Below are 13,789 nucleotides of genomic sequence, written 5' to 3' on the forward strand. Positions count from 1 at the left end.
ATGTGCCGAAGGCACGAGTCTCGGGCGCTGAAACGCGAGACCCGCCAGGGCCGCAACCCCGCGCCGCCGAAGGCGGCGCAATCGAACACAGCAACCCGCCCGCGCGAACGCGCGGGCCATCAAACACCACCCTTGGATGCTTGTAGGAGGTCGACTCGGGTGGTGAACTTGACCCGTGGCCGTCCCGCGGGCTTGCCGGCATCACGTTCGGCCTGGTCGATGACCCTCCAGCCGACCCGGTCGACCAGATCCGGCTGCCGCTGCTCGACCAAGGCGCGCAATGCCGCGCGGTCCCCACTCGGAGCGACCAGTTTGCCCGCGATGAAATCGGCGATCAACACCTCTACGGTCTGCTCGGCGTCGACCCGGTTGGAGCCGATCACCCCCCGCGGTCCGCGTTTTATCCAGCCGCTCACATACACCCCGGTCATCGGACTGCCGTCCGCGCCGGTGACCCGCCCGTGCTCGTTGGGCACCACCGCGCGGCGTTCGTCGAAGGGCAGGTCCGGTACCGGTTCGCCCCGATAGCCGATCGAGCGCAGTACCAGCGAGGTGGACAGGCTGCCGGTGCGTTCGGTCGCCCGGGCGACCGGTTGCCCGCCCTCTTCGAGCAGTTCGTTGTGCACGTATTCCAGTCCCTCGACCCGATCGGTTCCGGTGACCGCGGTGGGCGAGACCAGGTAGCGGAATACGATGCGCTTGTTGGCGTCGGCACGGAGGGCCGCGGCGAATTCCTGGGCCAGCGTGTACTTCAGGTGCAGCGACGGTTCGACGTCCGGGCTGTCGAGCAGCGCTCGGCCGGTCGGATCGAGTTCCAGTTCGGCCGGGTCGATCACCACGTCGACGCCCCGCAGGTGGGCCAGTGCCAGGAATTCCGGCGAGGTGTAGGCGGCCTGCAGCGGTCCCCGCCGACCGAGGACGACCACCTCGCGGATCTTGCTGTTGCGCAGGGCTTCCAGGGCATGGTCGGCGATGTCGGTTTCGGCCAGTTCGTCCGGGTCGACGGTGAGTACCCGCGCGACGTCGAGGGCGACGTTGCCGTTGCCGACGATCACGGCCCGCTCACCGGACAGGTCGAAGGTTCGGTCGGCGAAGTCGGGGTGTCCGTTGTACCAGGCGACGAATTCGGTGGCGGAGTGGCTGCCGGGCAGGTCTTCCCCTGGTACGCCCATTCGCCGGTCGGAGGCGGCACCGACCGCGTAGATGACGGCGTGGTGGTGCGCGAGCAGTTCCTCGTGCGTGATATGCGTACCGACTTCGACGTTCAGGTAGTACTGCAGGGTGTCGCGGCGGAACGCCGACTCGAACATATTCGCCACCGTCTTGGTGCCCGGGTGGTCGGGGGCGACACCCGCACGGACCAGACCCCACGGGGTCGGTAGTCGGTCGAATAGTTCGACCTGCACATCGGCGCGGCGCAGCAGTTCGTCGGCCGCGTAGCAGGCGGCCGGGCCGGCACCGACGATCGCGACGCGTAGCGTGCCCAGGTCTTTCGGCGGACGCACCGGACTGGACAGCGGGTCCAGGTTCGATTCCAGCGGGTGCCGCTTGAACCAGTCGGCGTTGATATCGCGGAACCGGGCCAGCGACGCGCTCAGATCGTCTTCGGAGAAGATGGCTTCCACCGGGCACGCGTCCACACAGGCGCCGCAGTCGATGCAGGTGTCGGGGTCGATGTAGAGCATCTCGGTCGTGGCGAATTCCGGCTGGTCCGGAGTCGGGCGGATGCAGTCGACCGGGCACTCGGAAACGCAGCTCGCGTCGTTGCAACAACGCTGTGTGATTACGTAGGCCATTTGTGCAGATCCTTGAAGACTTATGTGCGGGTTGTGGCCGCGCCGGGTTTCGACGGGCAGTTGCGTCCGGCGGGGACGCGCTCGGGGTCACCGAGACACCATTACTGTGACGCAGCATTCAGTGTGCCTCGAGTGTGGTGGGTGTCTCTGCCCGGGAGGGCCTACGGTAACGCCATGACGCGCACCCTGATCCTGATGCGGCACGGTAAATCGGCGTATCCGCCCGGTGTCGACGACCACGATCGCCCGCTGACGCCGCGCGGCCGGCGGGAGGCGGGGCTGGCGGGACGGTGGTTGCGTGATACCCAGCCGCCGATCGACGCGGTGCGCTGCTCCACGGCGGTCCGCACCCGGGAAACCTTCGCCGCTACCGGGGTCGCGGCCCCGGCCGTCTTCGACCGGGATATCTACGAGGCATCCGAGGAGACGCTGATCGAGCTGGTCCGTCTGTGCGATCCGGAGGTGGCGACCCTGCTCGTGATCGGCCACGCGCCGGGCATGCCCCGAACCGCATGGGAGCTGGCGAGCGATCACGGCACCGACGACGCGGTCCGGCTCGCCCGCAAGTTCTCCACCTCAGCACTGGCGGTGCTACGGTTCGACCGCCCGTGGGATCGGGTCGACTCCGGCACCGCGGACCTGGTGAGCTTCCATATCCCGCGCTGACGCGCGCGATACTCTCGGTGGTCGGCGCAAAGAAGACATACCGGCGCGGTGGTATGTCAGCGCAGCAGTTTGCCGCCGAACACCGCGACCCCACCGAGCAGGACCAGCAGCACGAAGGCCGCGAAACCCCCGAACACCCACCAGACCACGCCGAGCGCCACCGCGAACGGCGCGACCGCGATGGCGGTGATCACCGGGTTCTCCTTGACCGTGGCCCAGGCCGCGCGGCCTCGGACACGGTCTATCTCTTTACCCATGAGATCAGGGTAGGCCGAGTTCACCGAGGGTGTCGGCGGTCGGCGCGATATCGGCAGGGGTGTCGCCGAGGCCGCACCGGGCAGCGGCGAAGGAATGCGGATGGTGGTCGACACGGAAACGGCCAACCGGCAAGCGGTTGCGGCGCCCGATGTCGGAACCACGGCGTTTCCTCGCGGTCCGTCCGATAATCGAGCTTGCTTGGAGTGCACCCCAGGTGGCTAGCGTTGTCGACGTTCGACGAAGCGGGCCGGGCGCGACCGGGCAAGCACGGTTCGGAGTGCCGGAATTCGACGGGAAGGCGATCAAGGTGGGTATATCCGTACCGGTCCGGGGCGACGACCCGAGCCGGAAGCAACCGCGTTATTCGATCGGTGAAGCGGCCCAGCACTGCGGGTTGAGCCGGGACACGCTGCGCTGGTACGAGCGGATCGGCCTCCTGGCCCATATCGGCCGAGACCATACCGGTAAACGCCGGTTCAGCGAGCACGACCTGGAGTGGCTCACCCTCATCACCCGCTTGCGCACGACCGGTATGTCGGTGGCGGATATGGTCCGCTACGCGGAACTGGTGCGGGCCGGGGAGAGCACCTTCCCCGAGCGGCTCGCCATGTTCCGCAAAACCCGCGCCGACACGCTCGCCCGTATCGCCGAACTGCAACAAACCGTGGCGGTTCTGGATCACAAGATCTCGATCTACGAGAGGCACACCGCCCCGCCCGGTTCGACCGATCACGCAGTACAGCGAAGGGATACACCGGCTTGACGTCCTCCCGTCCTGGAGGACGGGGATTCCCGGCTTCGCGGTTAGGGGTTTCTGCTTCACCAACGACCGCCCGCCCGGAATACTCCGTTGACGTCTTACACCGCCTCCACAGACCGACACCGCCGGCCCGGCGGCCAGAATATTGCGCGCGGTAGCACGTTGGAATGTGAGAAATGAATAGAGGCGAGGTTGTGACGTGGTTGCGTCAGCGCGCACCCGACGCGCTCCCTCCATACCGTGAACGACGGGATATCCGCGCTATGCGGATATGTCGCTCACTCGGCGGGACGCGGGTAGCGTGGCCCGGCCACCTCGCTGGGTACGCTTGCGTGGACGGTGATGTTCACCCGGACACGGCGTCGGTCGACGCCTACCGAACCCGGACGTGGAAGGAGATCGGACCCATGACCGAATCGACCGCGCAGAGCAGGGTGGCGCGCAACGACGACCGGCAGCGCTACGAGATCTTCTACGGCGACGACCTGGCCGGATTCGCCGAATACTTCGAACGCGCCGACCAGACCGTCTTCACCCACACCGAGGTCGATGCGGCATTCGGCGGCAAGGGCCTGGGCGGTAAGCTCGCCGAACACGCCGTGCGCGACACGATCGACCGCGGTCGGACGATTGTGCCGCGGTGCCAGTTCATCAAGGCATACCTCGACAAGCACCCCGAGTACGGCGCCCATGTGGTCGGCGAGGACGCCGGCAGTGAGTAACCTGGAGCCCCATCCGGAAGAGACGCTGTGCGAACCGGCGACCGGCCCCGGACCGGTCGCGGTGCTGTACCCGGCGCGTGAGGTGCCGTTGGGCGGGGTGCGCGGCGTGTACGTCGAGCGAACGCTGCCGCAACGCGATCTGCCGACCGTTGGGGCGTGGTGTTTCCTCGACTATTTCGGCGCGCCGTCGGTCACCTCCTCCTCCGGCGCCCCGCCCGATATCGACCCACATCCGCATATCGGGCTGCAAACCGTCACCTGGCCGTTCGAGGGCATGATCCGACATCGCGATTCGGTGGGTTCGGATGTGCGGATCGAACCCGGACAGCTCAATCTGATGACATCCGGCCGCGGTATCGCCCACTCCGAATACACGGTTCCCCATGCCCCGGCCGGGCGCGGACTGCAGTTCTGGGTCGCCCTGCCCGGTGACCTGCGCGATATCGATCCGCACTTCGAACAGCACCGCGAGCTTCCCACCTACGAGGTGCCGGGGCTGACGGCCACCGTGCTGCTCGGCAACCTGGCCGGGGTCGCCTCGCCGGCGACCACCTATACCCCACTGGTCGGCGCCGATATCCGAATCGCCCCGCACACCACCGCGACGATCCCGCTGAACCCCGAGTTCGAACACGCCCTGCTCACGATTCGGGGCGAACTGACCGCGGCCGAAACCGAACTGCGTCCCGGGCCGCTGCTGTACCTGGGCACCGACCGGAGCGAACTGACCCTGAACACTTCCGAGGGTGCTCGGTTCGCGCTGATCGGCGGCATCCCGTTCGGCGAGGAGCTGGTGATGTGGTGGAACTTCGTGGGTCACAGTCACGAGGAGGTCGCCACCGCCCGGCGGGACTGGACGGACCACGACACCGCACGGTTCCCGGATATCGCCGGACACTCTCCCTGGGAACGGATTCCCGCGCCGCCCATGCCCCCTCTCCACCTCAAACCACGCATACGAGCGTTCCGGCTCGATAACTCGGCCCGCTGAACAGCGCTCCCATACCGCCGTAGGGCTCGGCCCATGCCGGGGGGCGTCGGACCGGTGGTCGACCGGCGTCGAAGGCGTACCGGGTGAAGACCAGAGACCGCGATGGCCGAGCATTCGCCCCCGGCAGCCGCTACTGGTGAGCGCCGCTTTGCGCGAGCAACTCGTCCAGAGCCCGATAGCTCTGCCCGAGCCCCTCGGCCATACCCGACTGGAGCATGCCGTCGCGCTCGGCCGGGGTGTGGAACTGGCTGACCGTGACCACTTTGGTCCGCCCGTCGCCGAGATCGAGGAAAGTGGTGGCGTCGATCGCGACATGTGCGGGCATACCGTCCCATTCGAAGGACTGCACGATCCGTTCCTGCGGCACGATCTCCCGGAAACGCCCTTCGAATCCGTGGGTTTCGCCATCGGAGTGCTCGACGAAACGCCAGTGTCCGCCCTTGCGGAACTCCCACCGCTCGATATCGAGTCGATTGCCCCGACCCCACCACTGGGCCAGCTGTTCGACCCTGCCGTAGGCATTCCACACCCGCTCGCGCGAGGCGTTGAAAACCCGTTCGACCCGGATCTCCCGGTCTCCTTCGGCGGCAACAGCGGCGGTGTTGATGGCTGCGGTCATTGATCCTGCTCCGTTCGTTCGAGGAATTCACCGAGACGGTCCATTCGAGCTTCCAGCATGCGCCGATAGCTCTGCATCCAGGCCACCTCCCGTTCGAATACATCGGAGCCGATCCGGCAGTACCGAACCCGGCCCCGTTTCTCCGTGATCACCATTCCCGCGTCTTCGAGCAGCCGAATGTGCTTCTTGATGCCGGTGAGGGTCATCGAGAAGTTTTCCGCCAGCTCGCTGACGGTGGCGGGACCACGGCCGAGCCGCTCGAGAATGCCCCGTCTGGTGGGGTCCGCGAGCGCCCCGAAGGAGGCGTCCAAGAACTCATACTGAACCATCTAGTTCAGTATTTGCCTTCGCAGCGACGGTGTCAAGAGGACACGGTCGAAAGTCGGGGATCGGTCCCGCCATACCGGGAGGGCGGCGGAAGACGTGCGGCGGGTCGCCAGCTGTAGGCGGTATCACCGCCCGTGCCGGACTCACGCGCGGTGATCATCCGGGGAGACAGCCCGTGGCGTTCCATCGTCGGTAGCGCCGAGGCGGTCAGGGTGCCCGGCGGCGAAGTGAAGACGCCGGACATATTGTCGAGATCGGGGCCCGCACGTCTCCTGGTCCGCACTTCGCCGGCGGTCAACCGATCCGACAAGCACTCCCGGATGTCATCCGGTCCGCCTGTCCTGGTGACCTCGACGGGAATCGAACCCGCGTAGTTCCGAGTGAGAGTCGAAGTGCCCGACCAACAGAGCACGAGGCCATGACGCAGATCGGAATCGAACCGACGAAACTCCTGAGTGAAGGTCAGGGCGCCCATACCAGCAGAGCAACTGCGCCGTGTGTGCGAAACCGCGTCCCGCGGTATGCCGGTCGTAACGGACGAAGGCAGTACGCGTCAGGACGCGTTCGGTTCTCGATGCGGACCGTTACCGAAAGCGGAAACCACCGACTCCGGGACGGAACAATCGGCGACCGCACTGAACACACACGCTTTCCGCGCGGAGGCCCTGTGCGTCATGGTCATCGCCTTCCATCGTTCTCGATGGCCGTACGGTAGCACCGCCACACCGGCGGACGGAACCGATTTTCCGGCGCCCGACCATATCTCCGATATCGCGAATGGCCCGGTTTCGACGGCCACTGCCCACGAGAACTACCGACATATCGGCGTGGTCCTGTCCCGCCCGCACACCGATCGGCGGAGCAGGCCGGGGCCGATATAACCCCGGAAAGACCGAACGCCCCGCTCCCTTGGCGGAAGCGGGGCGTTCTGCGATCGATACGTCAGCGGTAGTCGCTGAATCCGTAGTCGTCGAGCGGAACCGCGGCACCGGTGGTCTGACCGAAGCCCTCCGGGCTGTAGTAGGTGTCGTCGTAGGACGGCACCGCGTACGCCGCGGCACGGGCCTCTTCGGTCGGCTGAACCTGGATATTGCGGTACCGGTTGATACCGGTACCCGCCGGGATCAGCTTGCCGATGATCACGTTCTCCTTGAGACCGATGAGCTTGTCGGAACGGCAGTTGATGGCCGCGTCCGTCAGGACTCGGGTGGTCTCCTGGAAGGACGCCGCCGACAGCCACGAATCGGTGGCCAGCGACGCCTTGGTGATACCCATCAGCACCGGACGACCCGCGGCGGGCTCACCGCCCTCGGCGACGACCCGACGGTTGGCCGCCTCGAATTCTGCCCGCTCGGTGAGCGAACCGGGCAGGAACTCGGTGGAGCCGGAGTCGATGATCGTCACCCGACGCAGCATCTGCCGGACGATGACCTCGATGTGCTTGTCGTGGATGGACACACCCTGGCTCCGGTACACCTCCTGGACCTCGTGGACCAGGTGGATCTGCACCTGCCGGGGACCCATCACGCGCAGCACCTCGTGCGGATCCGCCGCGCCCTCCAGCAGCTGCTGGCCGACCTCGACATGGTCGCCGTCGGACAGCAGACGCTCGGTGCCGTCGTCGTGCTTGAACACGCGCAGCCGCTGACGCTTGGACAGCTTGTCGTAGACCACTTCCTCGCCACCGTCGTCCGGGACGATGGTGATCTTGTAGAAGCGGTCGTCGTCCTCCAGCCGCACCCGGCCGGAGACCTCGGCGATCGGCGCCTTGCCCTTGGGCACGCGGGCCTCGAAGAGCTCCTGCACACGCGGCAGACCACCGGTGATGTCGTCACCGGCGACACCACCCTGGTGGAAGGTGCGCATGGTCAGCTGGGTACCGGGCTCACCGATGGACTGGGCGGCGACGATACCGACGGCCTCGCCGATATCCACCAATTTGCCGGTCGCCATGGAACGGCCGTAGCAGGTGGCGCAGACACCGGTACCGGTCCCGCAGGTCAGCACGGAGCGGACCTTCACCTCGGTGATACCGGCCTCCAGCAGCGCTTCGATGGCCGGGTCGCCCAGGTCGGCGCCCTTGGTGACGATGACGTTGCCGCTCTCGTCGACCGCGTCGGCGGCCAGCGTGCGGGCGTAGGCGGAGGTCTCCACGTGCGGATCGCGGATGAGCGTGCCGTCGGGCATCTTCTCCGCGATGTGCACGATGATGCCACGCTCGGTACCGCAGTCGTGCTCGCGCACGATGACGTCCTGCGAGACGTCCACCAGACGACGGGTCAGGTAACCCGAGTCGGCGGTGCGCAGCGCGGTGTCGGCCAGACCCTTACGAGCACCGTGGGTGTTGATGAAGTACTCCAGCACCGTCAGGCCCTCGCGGAAGGAGGACTTGATCGGCCGCGGGATGAACTCACCCTTCGGGTTGGTCACCAGGCCCTTCATACCGGCCAGGGTCCGGGTCTGGGTGAAGTTACCGGTGGCGCCCGAGTCGACGATCGTGATGATCGGGTTGTCGGCCGGGTAGTGCGCGCGCAGCGCCTTACCGACTTCTTCGGTGGCCTCCTGCCAGATCTTGACCAGGGCGTTGTTGCGCTCGGTGTGGTCGAGCGCACCACGCTGGTACTTCTTCTCGATCTGGTCGGACTGCGTCTCGTAGCGCTCCATGATCTCGGCCTTCTCCGGCGGAACGAGAACGTCCGACATGGAGACGGTCACACCGGAGCGGGTGGCCCAGTAGAAGCCCGCGTCCTTGAGCTTGTCCACGGTCTGCGCGACCACGATCATCGGGTAACGCTCGGCGAGGTCGTTGATGATCGTCGCCTGCCGCTTCTTCGGCATCTGCTCGTTGATGAACGGGTAGTCCCCGGGCAGCAGCTCGTTGAACAGCACCCGCCCCAGCGTGGTCATGGTGGTCCAGGCATCGCCGGGCCGCCAGCCGTTCGGGAACAACTCCGCCTCGACGTCCTTCGGCGGACGCTGATCCTTCAGCCGCACCTTGATCAGCGAGCGCACGGTCAGCTCGCCGCGGTCGACCGCCATCTGGGCCTCGGCGGGCGAGGAGTACACGCCCTGCTCGGGACCGTTCTCGTCGGCGGCACGGTACTCGCCCTTGGCGCCTTCCTCATATCGGGTCAGGTAGTACAGACCCGTCACCATGTCCAGACGGGGCATGGCCAACGGTCGGCCCGAGGCGGGCGAGAGGATGTTGTTCGACGACAGCATCAGGATGCGCGCCTCGGCCTGCGCCTCCGCCGACAGCGGCAGGTGCACGGCCATCTGGTCACCGTCGAAGTCGGCGTTGAACGCCTCACACACCAGCGGGTGCAGCTGGATCGCCTTGCCCTCCACCAGCTGCGGCTCGAATGCCTGGATACCCAGGCGGTGCAGGGTGGGCGCGCGGTTGAGCAGCACCGGGTGTTCGGCGATGACCTCTTCGAGGACGTCCCACACCTGCGGCCGCTGCCGTTCCACCATCCGTTTGGCGGACTTGATGTTCTGCGCGTGGTTCAGATCGACCAGACGCTTCATCACGAACGGCTTGAACAGCTCCAGCGCCATCAGCTTGGGCAGACCGCACTGGTGCAGTTTCAGCTGCGGACCGACGACGATGACCGAACGGCCGGAATAGTCGACGCGCTTACCGAGCAGGTTCTGCCGGAAACGGCCCTGCTTGCCCTTGAGCAGGTCGGACAGCGACTTCAGCGGGCGGTTGCCCGGCCCGGTGACCGGACGGCCGCGGCGACCGTTGTCGAACAGGGCGTCCACGGACTCCTGCAGCATCCGCTTCTCGTTGTTGACGATGATCTCGGGGGCGCCGAGGTCGATCAGTCGCTTGAGGCGGTTGTTGCGGTTGATGACGCGCCGGTACAGGTCGTTCAGGTCAGAGGTGGCAAAGCGGCCACCATCGAGCTGAACCATCGGACGCAGTTCCGGCGGGATCACCGGAACGGCGTCGAGCACCATGCCCATGGGCGAGTTGTTGTTCGCCTGGAATGCGGCGACGACCTTGAGCCGCTTGAGCGCGCGCAGCTTCTTCTGACCCTTGCCGGTGCGGATGGTCTCCCGCAGCGACTCGGCCTCGGCCTCGATATCGAAGTTCTCCATCAGCTTCTGGATGGACTCCGCGCCCATCGCGCCGGTGAAGTACTCGCCGTAGCGGTCGGTGAGCTCGCGGTAGAGCACCTCGTCCACGATCAGCTGCTTGGGCGCGAGCTTGGTGAAGGTGTTCCAGATCTCCTCGAGCCGGTCCAGCTCACGCTGGGCGCGGTCGCGGAGCTGCTTCATCTCGCGCTCGCCACCGTCTTTGACCTTGCGGCGCACATCGGACTTCGCGCCCTCGGCCTCCAGCTCGGCCAGATCGGCCTCCAGCTTCTGGGCCCGGGCCTCGAGGTCGGCGTCGCGCTGGTCGGCGACGGCCTTCTTCTCGACCTCCATCTCCGCCTCGAGGGTGGACAGCTCGTTGTGCCGCAGTTCCTCGTCGACGCCGGTGATGACGTAGGCGGCGAAGTAGATGATCTTCTCCAGATCCTTCGGCGCCAGGTCGAGCAGGTAGCCGAGCCGGCTCGGCACACCCTTGAAGTACCAGATGTGGGTGACCGGGGCGGCCAGCTCGATATGCCCCATCCGCTCACGGCGCACCTTGGCGCGGGTCACCTCGACACCACACCGCTCACAGATGATGCCCTTGAAGCGGACACGCTTGTACTTACCGCAGTAGCACTCCCAGTCCCGGGTGGGACCGAAGATCTTCTCGCAGAACAGGCCGTCCTTCTCCGGCTTGAGCGTGCGGTAGTTGATGGTCTCCGGTTTCTTCACCTCGCCGTAGGACCACTGGCGGATGTCGTCGGCGGTGGCCAGACCGATCCGGAGTTCATCGAAGAAGTTGACGTCTAGCACGTAACTTCCTTTCCCCTGTGCGGGTCGAATACGAGCAAAAGTTCTCTAGTTGTTCGAACACGATGGCCGGATACCGGGTCCTTGCGGTCACGGCATCCGGCCCTCGCCTCAGTTCGCCAGATCGTCGACGGTGGCCGCTTCGTTCCGGGACAGGTTGATGCCCAGGTTGGCCGCCGCGCGCTCCAGATCCTCGTCGTCCCCGTCGCGCATCTCGATGGCGGCACCGTCGGAGGACAGCACCTCCACGTTGAGGCACAGTGACTGCAGTTCCTTGAGCAGCACCTTGAACGACTCCGGGATGCCGGGTTCGGGAATGTTCTCACCCTTGACGATGGCCTCGTAGACCTTGACCCGGCCGACCACGTCGTCGGATTTGATGGTGAGCAACTCCTGCAGGGTGTAGGCGGCCCCGTAGGCCTGCATGGCCCAACATTCCATCTCACCGAAACGCTGGCCACCGAACTGGGCCTTACCACCGAGCGGCTGCTGGGTGATCATCGAGTACGGACCGGTCGAACGGGCGTGGATCTTGTCGTCGACCAGGTGGTGCAGCTTCAGGATGTACATGTAGCCGACCGCCACCGGGTACGGGAACGGCTCGCCGGAACGCCCGTCGAACAGTGTCGCCTTGCCGTCGGCGTTGACCATGCGCTCACCGTCGCGGTTGGGCAGCGTCGAACCCAGCAGACCGGCCAACTCCTCCTCGCGGGCACCGTCGAACACCGGGGTGGCGATATTGGAGCCGGACGGCGCCTGGCGCATATGCTCGGGCAGGTTCTGGGCCCACTCGGGAGTACCCTCGACCTCCCAGCCGGCCTTGCCGATCCAACCCAGATGCGTCTCCAGGATCTGACCGATATTCATCCGCCGCGGCACACCATGGGTGTTCAAGATGATGTCGACCGGAGTCCCGTCCGGCAGAAACGGCATATCCTCGGTCGGCAGGATCTTACCGATCACACCCTTGTTCCCATGCCGACCCGCCAGCTTGTCCCCATCCTGAATCTTGCGCTTCTGCGCCACATACACCCGCACCAACTCGTTGACACCCGGCGGCAGATCATCATCGTCCTCCCGCGAGAACACCCGAATCCCGATCACCTTCCCGGACTCCCCGTGCGGCACCTTCAACGAGGTATCACGCACCTCCCGCGCCTTCTCCCCGAAAATCGCCCGCAACAAACGCTCCTCCGGAGTCAACTCCGTCTCACCCTTCGGAGTGACCTTCCCCACCAGAATGTCCCCATCACGCACCTCGGCACCGATCCGCACGATGCCCCGCTCATCCAGATCCGCCAACACCTCATCGGAAACATTCGGGATATCCCGAGTGATCTCCTCGGCACCCAACTTGGTATCCCGGGCATCGATCTCGTGCTCCTCGATATGAATCGAGGTCAACACATCCTCTTCCACCAACCGCTGCGACAAGATGATCGCGTCCTCGTAGTTGTGCCCCTCCCACGGCATCACCGCCACCAACAGATTCTTCCCCAACGCCATCTCACCGTTATCGGTACACGGCCCATCGGCGAGCACCTGCCCGGCCGCCACCCGCTGACCCTCATCCACGATCGGCCGCTGATTGGCGCACGTACCCTGATTCGACCGAGCGAACTTCCGCATCCGATACGACCTACGACTACCGTCATCGGCCATCACCGTCACATAATCGGCGGAAACCTCCTCCACCACACCCGGCTTGTCATTGACCACCACATCCCCGGCATCCACCGCCGCCCGCAACTCCATACCGGTACCCACGATCGGCGCCTCCGACCGGATCAACGGCACCGCCTGACGCTGCATATTCGCACCCATCAACGCACGGTTGGCGTCATCATGCTCGAGGAACGGAATCATCGCCGTAGCCACCGACACCATCTGCCGCGGCGACACATCCATATAATCCACCTCGGTGGCCGCGACGAACTCCATCTCCTCGTTACCGCGGCGGCACAGCACCCGGTCCTCGGCGAAGTGGCCGTCGGCGTTCACCGGCGAGTTGGCCTGGGCCCGGACGTGCCGGTCCTCCTCGTCGGCGGTCAGGTACACGACCTCGTCGGTGACCCGCCCGTTGACCACCTTGCGATATGGGGTCTCGATGAACCCGAACGGGTTCACCCGCGCGTACACCGACAGCGAACCGATCAGGCCGATGTTCGGGCCTTCCGGGGTCTCGATCGGGCACATGCGGCCGTAGTGCGAGGGGTGCACGTCGCGCACCTCGAGGCCGGCGCGCTCACGGGACAGACCGCCCGGACCCAGCGCCGAGAGGCGGCGCTTGTGGGTCAGACCCGACAGCGGGTTGTTCTGGTCCATGAACTGCGACAGCTGCGAAGTTCCGAAGAACTCCTTGATCGCGGCCACGACCGGGCGGATGTTGATCAGGGTCTGCGGGGTGATGGCCTCGACATCCTGGGTGGTCATCCGCTCACGAACCACACGCTCCATCCGGGACAGGCCGACCCGGATCTGGTTCTGGATCAACTCGCCGACGGTGCGCAGGCGACGGTTGCCGAAGTGGTCGATATCGTCGATCTCGACCGGCACCTCGACACCACCCGGGGCGGTCATCGTCTTGTCACCCGCGTGCAGGCGCACCAGGTACTCGATGGTGGCGACAATGTCCTCGCGGGTGAGCACCGAACCGGTGATCGGCTCACCCGGGTGCAGGCCGAGCTTCTTGTTGACCTTGTAGCGGCCGACACGCGCCAGGTCGTAGCGCTTCTCCTTGAAGAACAGGTTCTCCAG

Annotated in this window: 10 protein-coding genes and 2 tRNA genes; 4 read left to right on the forward strand and 8 right to left on the reverse strand. The window is 65.8% G+C overall.

Translation table 11 applies throughout. The features are described 5' to 3' along the window. Nucleotides 1-119: 119 nt before the first annotated feature. On the reverse strand, nt 120-1,796 hold the full coding sequence (locus ON20_RS22710; RefSeq protein WP_040838438.1) for an FAD-dependent oxidoreductase: 1,677 nt from the start codon (nt 1,794-1,796) through the stop codon (nt 120-122). A gap of 174 nt (nt 1,797-1,970) precedes the next feature. Here ON20_RS22710 and ON20_RS22715 point away from each other — a divergent pair, with 174 nt between their 5' ends. Next, a complete protein-coding gene (locus tag ON20_RS22715; protein WP_040838439.1) occupies nt 1,971-2,462 on the forward strand; it encodes a SixA phosphatase family protein in 492 nt (163 codons plus the stop codon). A gap of 56 nt (nt 2,463-2,518) precedes the next feature. Here the strand turns inward: ON20_RS22715 and ON20_RS22720 are convergent, their stop codons facing one another. After that, entirely contained in the window at nt 2,519-2,719 is a 201-nt protein-coding gene (locus tag ON20_RS22720; protein ID WP_040838441.1) for a hypothetical protein, read from the reverse strand. A gap of 215 nt (nt 2,720-2,934) precedes the next feature. Between ON20_RS22720 and ON20_RS22725 the strand changes: the two genes are divergently transcribed. The 3 genes from ON20_RS22725 to ON20_RS22735 all read left to right on the forward strand — a co-directional run bounded on the left by ON20_RS22725 (nt 2,935) and on the right by ON20_RS22735 (nt 5,193). Next, complete coding sequence (locus ON20_RS22725; protein WP_245547399.1) at nt 2,935-3,483, forward strand: MerR family transcriptional regulator; 549 nt, start codon at nt 2,935-2,937, stop codon at nt 3,481-3,483. Between the two features lie 404 nt (nt 3,484-3,887). Continuing rightward, nucleotides 3,888-4,202: a GNAT family N-acetyltransferase gene (locus ON20_RS22730; protein WP_040838451.1), complete on the forward strand. Its 315-nt coding sequence runs from the start codon at nt 3,888-3,890 to the stop codon at nt 4,200-4,202. After that, nucleotides 4,195-5,193, forward strand: a complete 999-nt coding sequence (locus ON20_RS22735; RefSeq protein ID WP_040838442.1) for a pirin family protein — start codon at nt 4,195-4,197, stop codon at nt 5,191-5,193. The genes ON20_RS22730 and ON20_RS22735 overlap by 8 nt, the downstream gene beginning before the upstream one ends. 130 nt (nt 5,194-5,323) lie before the next feature. Here ON20_RS22735 and ON20_RS22740 read toward each other — a convergent pair whose 3' ends face one another. From ON20_RS22740 to rpoB, 6 genes are all read right to left on the reverse strand, one after another. Beyond that, nucleotides 5,324-5,812: an SRPBCC family protein gene (locus tag ON20_RS22740; protein WP_040838443.1), complete on the reverse strand. Its 489-nt coding sequence runs from the start codon at nt 5,810-5,812 to the stop codon at nt 5,324-5,326. Beyond that, entirely contained in the window at nt 5,809-6,141 is a 333-nt protein-coding gene (locus ON20_RS22745) for an ArsR/SmtB family transcription factor (protein ID WP_040838444.1), read from the reverse strand. Before ON20_RS22745 ends, ON20_RS22740 begins: the two co-directional genes overlap by 4 nt. Before the next feature lie 340 nt (nt 6,142-6,481). Continuing rightward, nucleotides 6,482-6,557: transfer RNA gene (locus ON20_RS22755), tRNA-Glu, on the reverse strand. Nucleotide 6,558: 1 nt separating this feature from the next. Continuing rightward, nucleotides 6,559-6,634, reverse strand: a tRNA-Glu gene (locus ON20_RS22760). A gap of 447 nt (nt 6,635-7,081) precedes the next feature. After that, entirely contained in the window at nt 7,082-11,035 is a 3,954-nt protein-coding gene (locus tag ON20_RS22770; RefSeq protein WP_040838447.1) for a DNA-directed RNA polymerase subunit beta', read from the reverse strand. Nucleotides 11,036-11,143: 108 nt separating this feature from the next. Then, on the reverse strand, nt 11,144-13,789 hold a 2,646-nt coding region (gene rpoB / locus ON20_RS22775; RefSeq protein WP_040838449.1), incomplete at its 5' end, for a DNA-directed RNA polymerase subunit beta.

Origin of the sequence: Nocardia brevicatena NBRC 12119 (assembly GCF_000308495.1) — a bacterium.
Lineage (GTDB): Bacteria > Actinomycetota > Actinomycetes > Mycobacteriales > Mycobacteriaceae > Nocardia > Nocardia brevicatena.